Raw genomic sequence first — 17,112 nt, 5'->3', positions numbered from 1 at the left:
GTCATCCTCCCTATGCAGCTTCAACGCTTGGCACGCGCAAAGGTTCGGCTTGCCCTTGCGTTTCAGCATAAAAGCGGCGGAGTAAATTCTTGGCGACCAGCAAGCGATAATCAGCCGTCGCGCGCATATCGCTTAGAGGCTGATAGTCGAGGCTATAGGATTCAAGCGCTGCTTCAACGCTCTCCTCGTCCCATAGTTTACCCGTCAGTGCTGCTTCCACATTGAATGCCCGCTTTGGTGTTGCCGCCATACCACCATAGGCGATGCGGATGGATGCAACCTTGCCCTCATTATCGAGTGTCAGATGGAAGGCACCCAGCGTTGCCGTGATGTCTTCCTCAAAACGCTTGGAAATCTTGTGAATGGCAAACTGGCTGCCTTCGAGCGGCACCGGCACATGCACGGCTTCCACAAACTCGCCGGGCTGGCGATCCTGCTTGCCATAGGCGATAAAAAACTCTTCCAAAGGAATCGTCCGGCGTTCCGTACCCTTGCGCAGAGTGAGCTTCGCGTTCAGCGCAATCAATGGCGGTGGCGTATCGCCAATCGGCGAACCATTGGCAATATTGCCGCCGATGGTACCCATATTGCGCACCTGCTCGCCGCCGATGCGATTAATGAGGCTTCCCAAAGCCGGAATGCGCTTTGCAAGGAAGGAGAAAGCTTCCGTATAGGTTACGCCCGCACCAATAGTGATGACGCCGTCTTCCTCGCTGATGGTGCGCAGTTCAGTGAGATGACCGATAAAGATGACCGGCGAAATATCGCGCATCATTTTCGTGACCCAAAGGCCGACATCGGTAGAACCGGCAACAATTGTTGCCTTGGCTTCGGCTGCATAAACAGTGGCAAAATCATCGAGACTGGCAGGCACGACCAGACGATCTTTACCACTACCCACTTCAACCCGCGCGCCGTCGCGCAAGGCCGTCAACTGGCTGATAACATGCGCACGTTCAGCCGCAAGCGGATCGTCGATCAGTGTGCCGTATTCGGAGATTGCGCGGGCTGCACGCATGATGGCTTCATAGCCGGTGCAACGACAGAGATTGCCCTGCAACGCCTTTTCGATCTGCGCGTCTGCGGGTTTTGGATTGCGCATCCAGAGGCCATAAAGCGACATGACGAAGCCCGGCGTGCAGAAGCCGCATTGTGAGCCGTGAAAATCGATCATCGCCTTTTGCACGGGATGCAGGCCACCATCCGACCCGCGCAAATGTTCGATAGTCACGACATGACAGCTATCGAGCGATCCGACAAACCGGATGCAGGCATTCACGCTTTCATAGATCAGCTCGTCATCCACAATCTTGCCGACAAGCACTGTGCATGCACCGCAATCGCCTTCGCCACAGCCTTCCTTGCTCCCACGTAGTTTGCAAGAAAGACGCAGATAATCGAGCAAGGTTTCGGTTGGCGAAACGCGGTCGAGTTCAACCGTCTCGCCATTCAGCAGAAAGCGGATACTATGTCTGACGGCTTGACCCATATCGCTTAGCTCCCGCGATAGGTTGAATAGGAAAATGGCGAAACCAGAAGCGGCACATGATAATGCGCCTTTTCATCCGAAATGCCAAAGCGCAGCGGCACGACATCCAGAAATGGCACGACGTCATCGCTCTTTCCAAAATATTCACCAACATGGAAAAGCAACTCATATGAACCAGTATGTAACGCATCGCCTGCCAGCAGTGGCTCGTTGCAGCGACCATCCGCATTGGTGCGGATTTCGCGCACAGTTTCAGCCTGCTGATTCTCGATGCGGCGTAATTCAATGCGGAGATTTGCTGCTGGTTTGCCGCTCACCGTATCAAGGACATGCGTCGTCAATCGGCCCTGACCGCTTATTTGCCTACCCATTTGTACTCCTGCCGCTTGTACGATTCTCTCGATCCCACGATTGGAACCGTTGCAAGCACTTGATTTAGTGCGGCTTATTCTGGTCAAACCATAGAAGTTTGCAAACCGCACTCGTTCCCTATTTTGAGTATTTACCGACTTCGTGTCTTGGGAAAGATGATAATCGTTGGATGTCTTTCAAAATTTTGAGGGGGAATGGTCCGCGTAAATCTTTATTATCATGGGCAAAACAGACAAAAACTGAGGGAATTCCATATGAGTTATCCGCGCAATCTGGTTGGCTATGGCCGCAACACACCAGACCCATGCTGGCCGGGTGGAGCCAATATCGCCGTGCAGTTCGTCGTAAACTACGAAGAAGGCGGCGAAAGCTGCATTCTCGATGGCGACCCGGCATCTGAATGCCTGCTTTCCGAGATCGTTGGCGCACAGGCATGGAAAGCCCAGCGCAATCTCAATATGGAATCCATCTACGAATATGGATCGCGCTCCGGCTTCTGGCGCTTGTGGCGCGCATTCACGCGACGCAATATGCCGGTCACGGTCTATGGTGTGACGCTCGCCATGGAGCGGAACCCCGAAGCCATAGCCGCCATGAAGGAAGCCGATTGGGAAATAGCCAGCCACGGCCTGCGTTGGTGGGAATATAAGGATGTTCCCGAGGAAGTGGAACGTGAACACATCCGCGAAGCTGTGCGCTTGCACACGGAAATTACCGGTTCACGTCCGCTTGGCATTTATCAGGGCAAACCGTCCGATAACACGCTCAAGCTTGTGATGGAGGAAGGCGGCTTTCTCTATTCCGCCGATTCCTATGCCGATGAACTGCCTTATTGGGTCAAGGGACCGAAAGGTCCGCATCTCATTGTGCCTTATACGCTCGACACCAATGATATGCGCTTTGCAACACCACAAGGCTTTAACTCCGGCGATCAGTTCTACACCTACCTCAAAGATACGTTCGACGTGCTTTACCGTGAGGGTGCAGAAGGTGCGCCGAAGATGATGTCGATTGGCCTTCACTGCCGTCTGGTTGGTCGTCCGGGACGCGCGGCAGCACTGGAGCGTTTCCTCGATTACGTACAGAGCCACGACAAAGTCTGGATCGCCAAACGCGTCGACATTGCACGCCACTGGCATGAACATCACAAGCCAAAATCGACCGATGTTATGCCATCCAAGGCCAGCAAGGCAGATTTTGTCGCCCGTTTCGGCGGCATCTTTGAGCACTCTCCGTGGATTGCCGAACGTGCCTATGACACGCGCCTGACTGAATTGGCCGATTCAGCCTCCGGCCTTCACACAGCTTTGGTTCGCGCTTTCCGTGCGGCATCCGACGACGAAAAGCTCGGTGTGTTGCGCGCGCACCCCGATCTTGCGGGTAAACTTGCGGCAGCCAAACGCCTGACGCCGGAATCCACCGCCGAGCAGGCTTCTGCCGGTCTTGATGCATTGACAGACGACGAGCGGAAGACATTCACCGAACTCAACGACGCTTACACGCAGAAATTCGGGTTTCCTTTCATCATTGCGGTTAAAGGCCGTAACAAAAAGGAAATTCTCGACGCTTTCAAACGGCGCGTCGAGAATACGAAAGCTGCCGAGCAGGAAACTGCGTCCGAACAGGTCGAGCGCATCGCGCTGCTACGGCTCAAAGACATTCTTCCAGAGACACTTTACTGATTAGGAAAAGACCGATGAGCCGAAATTATTATGCACCGACGGGTGGCTTGCCGCCACAGACGCAGCTGCTGACAGACCGCGCGATGTTCACCGAAGCCTATGCGGTCATTCCCAAAGGCACGTTCAGCGATATTGTCACAAGCTTCCTGCCCTTCTGGGAAAAGACGCGGTTGTGGATCATCGCCCGCCCGCTGTCAGGTTTTGCCGAGACATTCTCGCAATATATCATGGAAGTGCAGCCGGGCGGCGGCAGCGACCGCACTGAGCTGGACGATGGCGCACAGGGCGTGCTGTTTGTTGTCGAAGGCGAAGTAACAGTCACGCTCGCAGGTAAAGACCATGTGCTGACCGAAGGTGGATATGCCTATCTGCCGCCGAAAAGTGGCTGGCGACTTCGCAACAACAGCAATGCCGTCTCCCGTTTCCATTGGGTACGCAAGGCTTATGAGCATGTCGACGGCCTTGATGTGCCAGAACCTCTCTTCCTTAACGAGAAGAACATCGCACCCACGCCGATGCCGGACACCAATGGTGCTTGGGCCACAACACGCTTTGTCGATCCGAACGACCTGCGTCACGACATGCACGTGACCGTCGTCACATTCGAGCCGGGAGGCGTAATTCCGTTTGCAGAAACCCACGTGATGGAACACGGGCTTTATGTGCTCGAAGGCAAGGCCGTATATCGACTCAACCAGGATTGGGTGGAAGTGGAAGCAGGCGACTTCATGTGGCTGCGCGCTTTCTGTCCACAGGCTTGCTACGCAGGTGGACCAGGCAAGTTCCGCTATTTGCTTTACAAGGACGTCAATCGTCACATGAAGCTGTCGCGCTAAGCGTCATTCTCACAGAAAAAGGCCGATCTTGATCCGGCCTTTTCTTTTGATCACCGCTTTAGAGCGCGTTTCGATCTGATTGGTCCAGATCAGCGCTCTAACATTTTGTTCTAGCGTGCACCTTTGTCCAAAAACCGTTTCACACTTTTCGGGATGTGCTCTAATTAAATTTCGTCAATAAAAAAAAGACGGCGGACCGAAGTCCGCCGCCACCATTCTTCTGACTGGAGATCAGATTGAATTAACAAATCAGTCCTTCTACTTCGTCGAATGGTATTTCAATATATCTAGATTTCTAATCGCGTATAATACCAATATATATTGATAATATTTGTATTAAATTTAGTGACTTGGAATTTAATTATTATGAAATTTCGTATATTGGCCGCTACGCAATGTAACGGCCAACATATTTATTAGAAAGAACGCTGGAAGCGAACCATGCCCTGCCATGCGTCCTTACCCTTGAGGTAAGACTTGTCGTCCTGCCACTTGGTGTAAGAAACTTCTGGAGTAACGGTGAAGCCCGGTACCAGTTCGTAGGCCACGTTAGCGGTTGCTGCGAACGTGCTGCTACCATCGTAGGCAACCTGTGCATTGAAGGTAGCCTGATCGGTTGCTTTGAACGCTGCTCCACCCCAGACAGCCCAATCGCCACCCCAAGTGCCATAAAAGCTGCTGATGGCACGGACCTGGCCAACAACGTTGCCGGAGCCGTCTTTCACGTCGAAGTACTTGTCCTTATTCGACTTGTAACCGCCCATGACCCAGAGCGAGAAGCGATCGGTGATATTCACGTCGCCGCGCAGCTTGCCTGCCCATTCTTCATTACGTGCATCATAAGCTGCAACGGCTGCGATCTTGCCCCAGCCCTGTTCGTATTTCACGCCGCCAACGACATGCGGGGTGTAATCCTTGATTACGCCCTCATAACCGTATGCATTATCGGTATCGACGTTGTTACCCTGTTCAAGCGATAGAATAGCGGACAGTCCATTATCACCATTGAAGGTATAGCTAATGAGGCCGGTGCGATAACCGCCTGCAAGGATCACGTCATCGTTGATGACATTGCCAAGATATCCAGGGAAGGTCACGAATGCCGATTCATCAAGACCAACGCGCAGACCACCGAGCTGGATATAGCCATAACGCAGTGAGCCGGATGCACCTTCTTCGCCATTACCCCAGTCATAGCGGGTTTCAGCATAGGTCTTGAGGGTGCCGAGTTCAGTTTCCGAAGCCGTGCTGAAGCGGAGTGTGAAACGAGCCTTGTTGTCCCAGGTCTTGCGCTTGTATCCGTCGCTGGCAACAGCAGCACCGTCGCGATCAGTAAATCCGCGGCCATATACATCGTTGCCGCCAGTCACATCATAGCGAACATAGCCGGAAACGCGCAGGCAAGTCTCTGTTCCAGGGATGTAGAAGTAACCTGCACCATATGCATCGCAAACGCGTACGTATTCAACGGCCTCTGGTTCTGGTGCAACAATCGCATCAGCGGCTTGAGCAACGCCAGTTCCCGCTGCAATGACTGCTGCTGAACCCAGAAGAAAACCCTTAATAGTCATTTTGATATGCCTCCAGCAAATCTGAATAATTAACACTGCCGACTGATAGAATGAATCTGTCGTAAATCTCAATTACAACTTATAGAGAATGACTATTATAAATAACTATGTGACAAATCTGGCACTATTTAATAGTATATTATATTCACCCAACTAAATATTACTTTATTTACATGCAATTTATATTTCGCTGTATTTTGCCAACAATTAATTGGCTGTCATTTTATAGATATTTAGAACACGGTTATTTAAATTTTCTATTGCACCATTGATTATGCTGAATGCCCAAAGCCCGCGTTTGACGGCGCATCATCCGACAAGGCCACACCATGCGAAGGTGCCTGAAACCTGCCTTCTCTCAAGTGTTTCATATGCGTATTCTATTCGAATATTTAATATTAGAGCGGATATATTTTAGAAAACATTTATATTGTTGATAGATGTCAATATATTACATATTGTATTCAATTACGTTTATGACTATGAGTATCGTTGGGCTCGCAGTTTGTTTAACGACCTTTCTCATTACCGCTTAAAAGAGAATGTATTTATGAAAACCTATACACCAATCGGTCTTGCAATTGGCTTTGCTGTGATTTCGAGTGTTCCAGCGTTTGCTGCCCCTCTCCCGGGCGGTGCAAGTACACTGCAGGAAACGTATCAGGACTGGACAGTTTCCTGTCAGTCCGAAAAAGAAACAACTGTCTGCGCTGTACGGCAGGATCAAAGCAGCACGCAGACGGGTCAGCGCGTTCTGACTGCCGAGTTGCGCAATACAGCTGGCGGTAAGGTTGAAGGCGTCATTCTAATGCCGTTTGGCCTTGATATCGCTAAGGGCGTAACGCTCAAGATTGATGAAGCTGACGGACCACAGCTGGCTTTTTCGACCTGTCTGCCACAGGGTTGTCTGGCACCAGTGAGTTTTGATGCCAAGCAAGTGGCCGCTTTGAAGGCCGGTACTAATTTGAACGTGAATGCGACTGCGCTTAGCCCAAGTCAGGCCGTGGCTTTTAAAATTTCATTGAAAGGCTACGGCGCAGCGCTCGACCGTATTATTGCACTCACGAAATAATTTGGGGGCACTTGATTTTAGCGGGTACAAAACGATATCCGCAGCATCGCAGATCATGCCGTATGGTTTCTACCGTGCGGCATTTTTTTGCGATCCGCGCTGATTGAAAATCTTATGCTTGTCCAGCCTGAAAAAGCCCTTCAAACTTAGAGCGGCTCAGGTGGATACATAACCCTTGTACCCGCTCCAAATGTTTGTCTTTATGCAATATACCACGTAAAACTGCATCGCGTTTGTGGTTCAAATGCTCCAAGTTATTTTGATACGACACTGGAGCGCGTTTCGATCTGATTGAATTGGATCGGCGCTCTAACTTATTATATTTAAAGCATAATCTTATCGACCCTCGTTTTACTCCGGTCGGATTATGCTCTAATGCGCATGAGAGAACGTCGCCAGCGCATGGTCATCAGCACCGAAACTATCGCAAGCCCTGCGGCCAGACCAAGCCAGACGCCTGAACCACCAAAGCCAAACTGGAACGCAAGCAGCGCGCCGAACGGCAACCCTACACCCCAGTAGCCGACCAATGCCAGATACATAGGGACGCGCGTATCTCTGAGGCCACGTAGCATGCCTGCGGCTACTGCCTGTGCCCCATCGACAATCTGGAAAAGTGCCGCAAGCGCAAGGAATGTGACCGCAAGTTCGATAACGGCGAAGTTTTCCGGGTCCTTCAGGTTAAGAAACACACCGATAAACAAACGCGGAATCAGGATCATCAGCAGTCCCATGATCGCCATGAAACCAACGCCAAGTGCATAAGCGCTCCATCCCGCATAGGCCACAGCTTGAGTATCGCCGCGTCCATAGGCACGCCCCACCCGTACCGTGGCAACCTGCCCGAAACCAAGCGGCACCATGAAACTCAGAGAAGCGACCTGTATCGCAACCGCATGGGCTGCCATTGCAGTAGGGCCTATATAGCCCATCATGACAACGGCCGCATAAAAGATCGACGTTTCAAACACAAAGGTCAGCGCCATCGGAAAACCAATGCGCCATAGCTCTATGAAACGCGGCCAGTCCGGACGCCAAAAACGTCCGAACAGCCGATAACGGCGAAAGCGGCGGTGGCGCATGGTAATGAATGCCATGCCCAAGAACATCATCGTGCTCGACAGAGTGGTGGCGATACCCGCCCCATGGAGCTCCATTCTTGGAAAACCGAAGTGGCCGAAAATCAGTGTCCAGCCAGCCAGCGCATTAAACCCGATAGCAACCGCCGCAACAATCAGCGTCCACATCGGCTTTTCCATCGCCGCGAAGAATGAGCGCAGCACGATATAAAACAGATACGGCAACAGCGCCCATTGCAGCGTATGCATGAAATCGGTCGAGCGCGCGGCAATATCCGGTTGCTGGCCAAGGAAGAGGAATATTTCCTCGCAATGCCAGAGTACGATCCAGATCGGAATCGAGATGATGATCGCCGACCACATGCCCTGACGCACGGTACGGCGCACATCGCGCACTGAATGACGGTTCCTGCCCAGTGCAATAGCGATCATTGGCATCACAGCCGAAACCAGACCCATCGAGAAGATCATCAGCGTGTGATAAAAACTCGTGGTCAATAGCGCCGAGGCCAGTGTGTCCTTGCCAAGACGGCCAATGAAGATCACGTCGGTTGCCGTCAATGCAGCTTGCGAAAGATTGGTCAGAATCAGCGGCCAGCCCAATTTGAGAGCCGTCGCCATTTCCCGGGTCCAGCGCCGAACGCTGCTCATATGTGGCTCGTGAAAGCCCGCATCAAATGTATTGGTCACAGTTCACTCCCCCGAACCATCCGGGGCCGTCAACCCACCGGACAATCCATAGCTAAAACACGCGCCGAGACATCAAAGGCTCAGAGACCATGTCGATCTGAGGAGAATGGCGTGTGATACGAATATCGATCGTCCCATGCCGGCTAAGAGTGTTCATCGCTTCAACAGCGATAACACCCCCACTTTTCGGGTTGTTCAATTTCTAACGGGAACGTTGTGGATGTTCCAGAAATTGATCCGGAGCCAAGCGGGCTGCGCATCGATTTGCACAAATTAAGAGCACAATGGATATCAGACTTGCTTAAAGAAGCAACACACCCTGGGAAGTAAATTCTTACCTCCTGACATGTGAGGAAATCAATTTCCAGACATGTCGCAAAAATGCACTTTCTGGTCTGCAGAACAGTTGACCGTTACATCTGATTATCTAGGAATATCGCAAATGCAATTTTGCGAGGGAAATCATGCGCAGCACCAAAGTCATCCATATTGTCGGCTGTCACGCAGAAGGCGAAGTCGGTGATGTCATCGTCGGTGGCGTGGCCCCTCCTCCGGGCAATACAGTGTGGGAGCAGTCGCGCTTCATCGCCAGTGACGAGACCTTGCGCAACTTCGTGTTGAACGAGCCGCGTGGCGGCGTGTTCCGCCATGTCAATCTGCTGGTTCCACCAAAAGATCCGCGCGCGCAGATGGGTTTCATCATCATGGAACCCGCCGACACCCCACCAATGTCTGGCTCCAATTCGATCTGTGTCTCCACGGTTTTGCTGGATAGCGGCATCATTCCGATGCAGGAACCTGTGACACGCATGGTTCTTGAAGCACCGGGCGGTATTATTGAGGTGGAAGCTGAATGCCGGAACGGCAAGGCCGAGCGCATCAGTGTCCGCAACGTGCCGTCCTTTGCAGATCGTCTGGATGCTACATTGGAAATCGAAGGGCTTGGCACAATTACCGTCGATACTGCTTATGGCGGCGACAGTTTCGTCATTGTCGATGCGACGCATATAGGCATGAAGATCGAGCCGGGTCAGGCGCGTGAACTGGCCGAAATCGGCGTAAAGATCACCAAAGCCGCCAATGAACAACTCGGTTTCCGCCATCCTGAGAAAGACTGGAACCACATTTCATTCTGCCAGATCACTGAACCGGTGACACGCGATGGCGATGTACTCACCGGCGTCAACACCGTGGCGATCCGCCCGGCCAAGCTTGATCGCTCACCAACCGGTACCGGTTGTTCGGCGCGTATGGCAGTGCTGCACGCAAAAGGCCAAATGCAGGTCGGTGAAAGATTTATCGGCAAATCCGTACTTGGCACCGAATTTCATTGCCGGCTGGACAAGGCTCTGGAATTGGGCGGGAAACCCGCTATCAGCCCTATCATTTCCGGTCGCGCATGGGTGACAGGCACTTCGCAGCTCATGCTCGATCCAAGCGACCCGTTTCCGAGTGGATATCGCCTGTCAGACACTTGGCCGAATATGCCGGAATAAACTCACACCTCATCCTGAAGTGCGGCGCGTAGCGCAGCCTCGAAGGACGAGGTCCAGTGAGCACCTGAAACACAATGACCGCGCCTCTCGCAGCCAACCCCTCGCCCTCAACCCTTCGAGACGCCCCTACGGGCCTCCTCAGGATGAGGATCGAGGGGAGAACAACAAGACACACAACAAAAAACCCCGCTCAAAGCCATGGCATTGGGCGGGGTTTATTTTAAATATTCAGGCCAAGATTACGCAAAATCGAGAGCGCGGTCGCCATCTTCATCCTTGATGCGCGATGACAGGCCGATATGGTTGAGGATGTTGAGGAAAGGCTTTGGATTAAGCTCTTCCACATTGACCATCTTCTTCACATCCCATTCGCCCGAAGCGATCAGGATCGCGGCTGCAACCGGTGGTACGCCTGCCGTGTAGGAAATGCCCTGCGAACCAACTTCGTTATAGGCTTCCTTGTGGTCGGCAACGTTATAGATGAAGACTTCCTTCTCCTTGCCGTCCTTGGTTCCCTTGACGAAATCGCCAATGCATGTCTTGCCGGTATAGTCTGGTGCCAGCGACGATGGATCAGGCAGAACGGCCTTGACCACCTTGAGCGGCACAACTTCCAGACCTTCAGCTGTCTTGACCGGCTGTTCGGACAGGAGGCCCAAATTGTTCAGCACCGTGAAGACATTGATGTAGTGATCACCAAAGCCCATCCAGAAACGCACATCAGCGTTCGGATAGTTCTTTGCAAGCGAATGCACTTCATCATGGCCGGTCATATAGGCCTTGCTCGGGCCAACGACAGGCAGGTCAAAGGTGTGGCCGACTTCGAACATCTTGTTCGACTGCCAATCGCCATTCTGCCAGGAATAAACCGTGCCGGTAAATTCGCGGAAATTGATTTCCGGGTCGAAATTAGTCGAGAACCAACGGCCATGTGAACCGGCATTGATGTCAACGATATCGATGGATTTGACTTCATCGAGATAATCGTCAGCAGCCAGACGCGCATAGGCATTGACCACGCCCGGATCAAAACCAATGCCAAGAATGGCAGTGATGCCCTTCTCTTCGCATTCCTTCAGGTGTTTCCATTCGTAGTTGCCATACCACGGTGGAGTCTCGCAGATCTTTTTTGGGTCTTCATGGATCGCAGTGTCCATGTAAGCCACGCCCGTATCGATACAGGCGCGGAGGACCGACATATTGAGGAAGGCCGAGCCGACATTGATGACGATCTGAACGCCTGTCTTCTGGATCAGAGCCTTGGTGGCTTCCACATCCAGAGCGTCCAGCGCATGCGCTTCCAGCTTCACCTCAGTCTTGAGGCTCTTCTTTTCATGCACGCTATCGATAATCTTGCGGCATTTCTCAACCGTGCGGGACGCAATATGGATATCGCCCAAAATGTCAGAGTTTTGCGCACATTTATGTGCAACAACCTGTGCCACGCCCCCGGCGCCGATAATGAGAACGTTCTTCTTCATTTTCTGTCGATGCTTCCTCTTCCAGCGGTTACCCGCCATCTGTTTCTCGTCCCGATCACTTTCCCGTCGGAACACATGAGTTCATTGCAGTCTGAACCGCTGCAACAGGATCTTTATGAAAGCGACCCTTCAAAATCCGCATAATCAAATTCGCGGACAACTGTGACCGTTCCATCAAGTTCGCGCACGGCAATGGCTGGCATTTTCACGCCATTAAACCAGTTCTTCTTGACCATCGTATAACCAGCCGCATCTTCAAATGAGAGGCGGTCGCCGATTTGCAAAGGCTTGTCGAAATTGAACTCGCCGAAAATATCACCGGCAAGGCAGGACTTACCGCAGATCATGTAGCTATGATCGCCGTCGTTTGGCGCCATCTTCGCCTTTTCGCGATAGATGAGCAGGTCGAGCATATGCGCTTCAATCGAGCTATCGACGATGGCGAGGTTTTTGCCATTATAAAGCGTATCGAGAACCGTCACTTCCAGTGTCGTGGTCTTGGTGATCGAAGCTTCGCCTGGCTCCAGATAAACCTGTACGCCGAACTTTTCCGAAAACGACTTCAGGCGTGCGCAGAAATCATCGACCGGATAATCATCGCCTGTGAAGTGGATGCCGCCGCCAAGGCTCACCCATTCAACGCGATGCAGGAGCGAGCCGAACTTTTCTTCAATATCGGTCAGCATCTTGTCGAAAAGACCAAAATCAGAATTTTCGCAATTGTTATGGATCATGAAGCCGGTAACGCGGTCCATGACCTTCTCGACCTTCGCGACATCCCATTCGCCAAGACGGCTGAACGGACGCGCCGGATCGGCAAGATCAAAGGTCGACGAGGAAATGCCGGGATTAAGACGCAAGCCGCGCTTGATATGCGACGCTTTATCGGCAAAACGCTCGAACTGGCCAATGGAATTGAAGATGATCTTGTCAGCATGGCTGATGACTTCATCAATCTCATGATCAGCATAGGCCACGCTATAGGCATGGGTTTCGCCGCCAAATCTCTCATGACCAAGACGCACTTCATTAAGCGAAGACGACGTCGTGCCGTCCATATATTCGCTCATCAGATCAAACACCGACCATGTGGCAAAGCACTTCAGCGCCAAAAGGGCCTTTGCGCCGGATTTCTCGCGCACGTAGGCAACCTTTTCCATGTTGCGCTTCAGCTTGGTCTTGTCGATCAGATAGTAGGGCGTCTGGATCATGAGCGTTCCGGGTCGTCAGTTGGGAAAATATGGCCTGTCCAGCTAGGCTGGCGAGCGCGTTGTTAGCTACAGGAGCTGTTACTGGACAGGCTTATAGGAAGCTTGTGACAGAAACACAAATCCGCCACAGACGTTTAGAGAAAAAATTCTCTGACGCGGCAGCGGATTCTGTAATTCTCAGCTCCATATAGAGTTTTTCCGCCGAATTTGAACCCCTTTGAATTTTTATTGATGCCGTTTTACTTCATCCCCCATTCCGAAGATCGAAAAAGCATTTTATAAGGTCGGCCATCGCGTGCGGTCAGCGGGCATCAACCCGCCACTGAAATGCGGGATAGGACCAGGGAAGAAATGCAGAATGATAATCCAGCCGCCACTGCAACAGCAGGGGCTACCGCAGGCTGGGGAGAATTGTTCGCGGGCAAGAATGCGATCCGTTCGCTGACGCTCGTGGGCGGCGTAGCACTCCACGCCATCAATGTTTTCATTGCCACAACCATATTACCAACTGTCGTCGCCGATATTGGCGGCATGGACTATTACGCCTGGAACACAGCGCTGTTTGTGACAGCCTCCATTCTTGGTTCGGCCCTTGTGCCAAAACTTCTTTCGCAGACCGGTCCACGTAACGCCTATCTTGTGGCAGCCATCATCTTTGCAGCCGGAACACTTGCCTGTGGTCTGGCACCGTCCATGCCAGCTATGCTTGCAGGCCGTGTCGTGCAGGGGGTTGGCGGCGGCATGATGCTGGCGCTGTCCTATGCCATGATCCGCATCGTCTTTGATGAATCGCTCTGGCCACGTGCCATAGCGCTCGTGTCCGGCATGTGGGGTGTGGCAACACTTGTTGGCCCGGCCATAGGCGGCATTTTTGCTGAACTTGGCGTGTGGCGCGCCGCCTTCTGGTCGCTCGTGCCGGTGATTGGTATCTTCGCCGTCATGGCAACATTGATCCTGCCAAAGCGCACGGGCGATGACGAAGCCAAAGACAAGCTTGCATGGCCGCAGCTTATTCTGCTGACTGCCGCTGTTCTGATCGTTTCGGCTGCGAGTATTTCGGCAAGCACATTCTGGAATGTCGCTGGCGTTTCAATTGCTTTTGCTGTGCTGATGCTGCTTGTCTGGGTAGAGCACAGATCCACAAAGCGCATCCTGCCAAAAGGCACATTCAGCATGAGCCGCCTTGGTGCACTTTATCTCACCATGGGTTTCCTTGGCGGGTCAGTCACGAGTTCTGAAGTGTTCGTACCGCTGTTCTTTCAGGTACTGCATAACCAGTCGCCACTGGTGGCCGGTTATCTTGCAGCGCTCATGGGCGGCAGCTGGACACTTGGCTCCATCGGCTCATCCGGCGTGACAGGCAAAAGCGTAAACCGGGTTATCCTTGCCGCACCCATTATGGGCATCGTCGGCATGATAACACTCGCAATTCTGGTGCCTCCGGGTAGTGAAGGGCATTGGTATAACCTGCTGCCAATCTGTCTTGCCATGGCAATTATCGGCTTTGGTGTGGGCATGACATGGCCGCACCTGCTTACCCGCGTGTTCAAACGTGCAGAAGCAACGGACCAGAATCTGGCTTCGGCATCTCTGACTACGGTGCAGCTTTTTACTACGGCTATGGGTGCAGCACTTGCAGGAATGATTGCAAATCTGGCAGGCCTCAGCAATCCCGGCGGCTTTGCTGGAATATCAAATGCGGCCCTCTGGCTGTTCATTGGTTTTGCCGTCATGTCGAGCATTGCACTCTTTGCAGCGATAGCACTCGTTCGCAGCTCTCGCTGAGACAGGAAATATAGCCTCCTGAGCATATCATGCTTCGGAGGTGATCGTGATTAGAACAGAATTCCTTGAGACTGCATTTGGATTCGATTTAATTGCGCGGAGAATACCAATCGATGAACTCTTGATGTCGGGACGCAGAAGCATTATTCCAACTTCCGTAATCGCTAGAACGCCGTGCGCCTAATTGGGCGCAAAAAGGTCGCTCTAGAATTTTATGTTTGCTGCAAACTCCTTAAAATTTTTCAAGTTTAAGGAGTTTGCAGCGGCCGACTATGGTGCAGCATACCGGCAAATCACGACCTCGCGGAAGCCACCCTGAAGGCAGCCAGACGCGATCCCCTATGATTGCGATAAAAGTCGCTCACTTCCCACGAAGCGAGCACCGTGAAAAGCGAAACAGAGACAGTTCCGACAATGAGCAGCAATTTTAATCAGGAAACCGTTCTTGACGTTCACCACTGGACCGACAGGCTGTTTTCCTTCCACACCACGCGTGACCAGGGCTTTCGCTTCCAGAGCGGCCAGTTCATCATGATCGGCCTTGAAGTGAACGGAAAACCGCTGTTGCGCGCTTATTCGATTGCTTCCAGCGTCTACGACGAACAGCTCGAATTTTTCTCGATCAAGGTGCAGGACGGCCCGCTGACTTCACGCCTGCAGCATTTGAAAGAGGGGGACAAGATTCTCGTCGGTAAAAAGCCGGTCGGAACGTTGCTCTATGACAACCTTATTCCGGGCGACAATCTGTGGCTGCTTTCGACCGGTACCGGCCTTGCGCCGTTCCTGTCGATCATCCGCGATCTGGAAGCCTATGAGCGCTATAAGAAAATCATTCTGGTCCATGGCGTGCGCGAAGTGAACGAGTTGGCCTATGCCGATCTCATCACCAAGCAACTGCCGGAAGACGAGTTCCTGGGCGAAATGGTGCGCGAAAAGCTCATCTATTACCCGACCGTGACGCGTGAAGAATTCCGCAACAAGGGTCGCCTCACCGACCTCATCAGCTCCGGCAAGATTTTTGAAGATCTCGGCCTTCCGAAATTCTCCGAGCAGGACGATCGCATGATGCTTTGCGGCAGTCCAGAAATGCTCGCCGACATGCGCCAGATTCTGGAAGGCCTCGGCCTTGAAGAAGGCAGCCAGAGCGAAGCCGGTCACTTCGTGATCGAAAAGGCTTTCGTCGAGAAGTAAAACACGAAGCATAGAGATGAAAAGGGAGGCACATGCCTCCCTTTTGTTTTTTGAGTGCTTTATGCAGGTCTCAACGTACCTGTTTATAGGATCGCCTTGAAATGTTTCTGAGATTATTTGCTTTCGTTATCGCTGTTCTTTTGCTCGCGCCTGTAGCGAATGCCGGGGATTTTGCTGGCAGCGGCCTCAAGAAACTCGCCGTTGTCGATCCAGTCGATAGCCGCCCGATGGAAGCAGTCGTCTTCTTTCCCAGCCCAGCAAATACAGACGAGACTCAGATCGGGCCTTATCGACTTGTCGCATCACCAACGGCCCCAATTGCAGAAGGCCACTTTCCTGTGATCCTGTTGTCGCACGGCACAATGGGCAGCATGTGGGGGCATCATGATCTGGCCGAGGGCCTTGCCCGAAATGGCAATATCGTTGTGACCGTGACCCATCCCGGCGACAATTTCAAAGACCCAAGCCGACTGGGGACCACAAGCTCAACATACGGTCGTCCGATGCAGATTTCGGCAGCGCTAAATTCAGCGCTCGAAGATACGACCCTTGCTCCTCATATAGACAAGGATCGTATCGGTTTTGTGGGCTTCTCGGCGGGCGGCACGACGGGCCTTATCCTTGCAGGCGCAAAGCCCGATCTTTCGGGGCTTGAACATTACTGCGCCCAACGTCCGGATGATCACAGTGTCTGCGAGGCTAAGGGTAAAATCAGAATTGATCGTCCTAATCTAACGCCAAAGGCTGACCCGCGCATTGGTGCTTATGTCTTTCTGGCACCGCTCAGCGTTATCTTTGCACCTGACAGTCTGAAGGCAGTGAAAGCGCCGACCCTGATCTATGTCGGCGATCGGGACGAAGAATTGTCGTCAAAAGAGAATGCTGTGGTTCTTGCTTCTGAGCTACCCAAAGCACAATTGCAGATAATCGAACAAGCCGGACACTTTACGTTTCTCGCGCCTTGCTCAACGGAACTTGCTGAAGCGGCGCCAGTGCTATGCACCGATAATCCCGGTTTAGATAGAACCGCGCTTCATGAGCGTATCAATATTGAAATCGCTGCATTTTTCGACAAAACTCTGGGGAAGCCAAACTAGAGCGTATCAGGTTTAATCGCACCCATGGTGCTCGCTCTAGATTCTTTTAATTGTCGCATG

Annotated in this window: 13 protein-coding genes; 7 read left to right on the top strand and 6 right to left on the bottom strand. The window is 52.3% G+C overall.

The window, feature by feature from the left end; genetic code table 11:
• Window positions 1-10: 10 nt before the first annotated feature.
• Both xdhA and uraH read right to left on the bottom strand, forming a co-directional pair.
• Window positions 11-1,489 (bottom strand): xanthine dehydrogenase small subunit, encoded by a 1,479-nt coding sequence (xdhA, locus tag CES85_RS11235; protein ID WP_095446074.1) that lies wholly within the window; start codon window positions 1,487-1,489, stop codon window positions 11-13.
• A gap of 5 nt (window positions 1,490-1,494) precedes the next feature.
• Window positions 1,495-1,860 carry a hydroxyisourate hydrolase gene (uraH, locus tag CES85_RS11230; protein WP_095446073.1) on the bottom strand — a complete coding sequence of 122 codons (366 nt, stop codon included), beginning with the start codon at window positions 1,858-1,860 and terminating at the stop codon, window positions 1,495-1,497.
• A gap of 255 nt (window positions 1,861-2,115) precedes the next feature.
• Here uraH and puuE point away from each other — a divergent pair, with 255 nt between their 5' ends.
• Entirely contained in the window at window positions 2,116-3,543 is a 1,428-nt protein-coding gene (puuE, locus tag CES85_RS11225; RefSeq protein WP_095446072.1) for an allantoinase PuuE, read from the top strand.
• A gap of 14 nt (window positions 3,544-3,557) precedes the next feature.
• A complete protein-coding gene (locus CES85_RS11220) occupies window positions 3,558-4,379 on the top strand; it encodes a bifunctional allantoicase/(S)-ureidoglycine aminohydrolase (RefSeq protein WP_095446071.1) in 822 nt (273 codons plus the stop codon).
• Window positions 4,380-4,795: 416 nt separating this feature from the next.
• Here the strand turns inward: CES85_RS11220 and CES85_RS11215 are convergent, their stop codons facing one another.
• Window positions 4,796-5,950 (bottom strand): porin, encoded by a 1,155-nt coding sequence (locus tag CES85_RS11215; protein WP_095446070.1) that lies wholly within the window; start codon window positions 5,948-5,950, stop codon window positions 4,796-4,798.
• 550 nt (window positions 5,951-6,500) lie between these two features.
• Here CES85_RS11215 and CES85_RS11210 point away from each other — a divergent pair.
• Window positions 6,501-7,022, top strand: coding sequence for an invasion associated locus B family protein (locus CES85_RS11210; protein WP_095446069.1), 522 nt, complete (start codon window positions 6,501-6,503; stop codon window positions 7,020-7,022).
• A gap of 365 nt (window positions 7,023-7,387) precedes the next feature.
• Here CES85_RS11210 and CES85_RS11205 read toward each other — a convergent pair whose 3' ends face one another.
• A complete protein-coding gene (locus CES85_RS11205; protein ID WP_095446068.1) occupies window positions 7,388-8,791 on the bottom strand; it encodes an MATE family efflux transporter in 1,404 nt (467 codons plus the stop codon).
• A 464-nt stretch (window positions 8,792-9,255) separates the two neighbouring features.
• On the opposite strand from CES85_RS11205, the gene CES85_RS11200 reads away from it, so the two are divergent.
• On the top strand, window positions 9,256-10,287 hold the full coding sequence (locus CES85_RS11200; protein WP_095446067.1) for a trans-3-hydroxy-L-proline dehydratase: 1,032 nt from the start codon (window positions 9,256-9,258) through the stop codon (window positions 10,285-10,287).
• 239 nt (window positions 10,288-10,526) lie between these two features.
• On the opposite strand, the gene CES85_RS11195 is transcribed toward CES85_RS11200, so the two are convergent.
• The gene (locus CES85_RS11195) at window positions 10,527-11,768 is read right to left on the bottom strand and encodes a saccharopine dehydrogenase family protein (RefSeq protein ID WP_095446066.1); all 1,242 of its coding nucleotides are present in this window, start codon (window positions 11,766-11,768) and stop codon (window positions 10,527-10,529) included.
• A 113-nt stretch (window positions 11,769-11,881) separates the two neighbouring features.
• A complete protein-coding gene (gene nspC, locus CES85_RS11190) occupies window positions 11,882-12,979 on the bottom strand; it encodes a carboxynorspermidine decarboxylase (protein WP_095446065.1) in 1,098 nt (365 codons plus the stop codon).
• Between the two features lie 351 nt (window positions 12,980-13,330).
• On the opposite strand from nspC, the gene CES85_RS11185 reads away from it, so the two are divergent.
• The 3 genes from CES85_RS11185 (at window position 13,331) to CES85_RS11175 (ending at window position 17,052) form a co-directional block, all read left to right on the top strand.
• Window positions 13,331-14,764, top strand: coding sequence for an MFS transporter (locus CES85_RS11185; RefSeq protein WP_095446064.1), 1,434 nt, complete (start codon window positions 13,331-13,333; stop codon window positions 14,762-14,764).
• A gap of 414 nt (window positions 14,765-15,178) precedes the next feature.
• Window positions 15,179-15,955, top strand: coding sequence for a ferredoxin--NADP reductase (locus tag CES85_RS11180; RefSeq protein WP_095446063.1), 777 nt, complete (start codon window positions 15,179-15,181; stop codon window positions 15,953-15,955).
• Window positions 15,956-16,056: 101 nt separating this feature from the next.
• The gene (locus CES85_RS11175) at window positions 16,057-17,052 is read left to right on the top strand and encodes an alpha/beta hydrolase family protein (RefSeq protein WP_095446062.1); all 996 of its coding nucleotides are present in this window, start codon (window positions 16,057-16,059) and stop codon (window positions 17,050-17,052) included.
• Window positions 17,053-17,112 lie beyond the last annotated feature (60 nt).

This window comes from Ochrobactrum quorumnocens (genome assembly GCF_002278035.1).
GTDB lineage: Bacteria > Pseudomonadota > Alphaproteobacteria > Rhizobiales > Rhizobiaceae > Brucella > Brucella quorumnocens.
This window is presented reverse-complemented; position numbering and strand designations above follow the sequence as displayed.

What these genes read in the sequence shown, in the direction of transcription:
- xdhA (WP_095446074.1), bottom strand. Translation starts at nt 1,489, where the DNA reads ATGGGTCAAGCCGTCAGACATAGTATCCGCTTTCTGCTGAATGGCGAG.
- uraH (WP_095446073.1), bottom strand. Translation starts at nt 1,860, where the DNA reads ATGGGTAGGCAAATAAGCGGTCAGGGCCGATTGACGACGCATGTCCTT.
- puuE (WP_095446072.1), top strand. Translation starts at nt 2,116, where the DNA reads ATGAGTTATCCGCGCAATCTGGTTGGCTATGGCCGCAACACACCAGAC.
- CES85_RS11220 (WP_095446071.1), top strand. Translation starts at nt 3,558, where the DNA reads ATGAGCCGAAATTATTATGCACCGACGGGTGGCTTGCCGCCACAGACG.
- CES85_RS11215 (WP_095446070.1), bottom strand. Translation starts at nt 5,950, where the DNA reads ATGACTATTAAGGGTTTTCTTCTGGGTTCAGCAGCAGTCATTGCAGCG.
- CES85_RS11210 (WP_095446069.1), top strand. Translation starts at nt 6,501, where the DNA reads ATGAAAACCTATACACCAATCGGTCTTGCAATTGGCTTTGCTGTGATT.
- CES85_RS11200 (WP_095446067.1), top strand. Translation starts at nt 9,256, where the DNA reads ATGCGCAGCACCAAAGTCATCCATATTGTCGGCTGTCACGCAGAAGGC.
- CES85_RS11195 (WP_095446066.1), bottom strand. Translation starts at nt 11,768, where the DNA reads ATGAAGAAGAACGTTCTCATTATCGGCGCCGGGGGCGTGGCACAGGTT.
- nspC (WP_095446065.1), bottom strand. Translation starts at nt 12,979, where the DNA reads ATGATCCAGACGCCCTACTATCTGATCGACAAGACCAAGCTGAAGCGC.
- CES85_RS11185 (WP_095446064.1), top strand. Translation starts at nt 13,331, where the DNA reads ATGCAGAATGATAATCCAGCCGCCACTGCAACAGCAGGGGCTACCGCA.
- CES85_RS11180 (WP_095446063.1), top strand. Translation starts at nt 15,179, where the DNA reads ATGAGCAGCAATTTTAATCAGGAAACCGTTCTTGACGTTCACCACTGG.
- CES85_RS11175 (WP_095446062.1), top strand. Translation starts at nt 16,057, where the DNA reads ATGTTTCTGAGATTATTTGCTTTCGTTATCGCTGTTCTTTTGCTCGCG.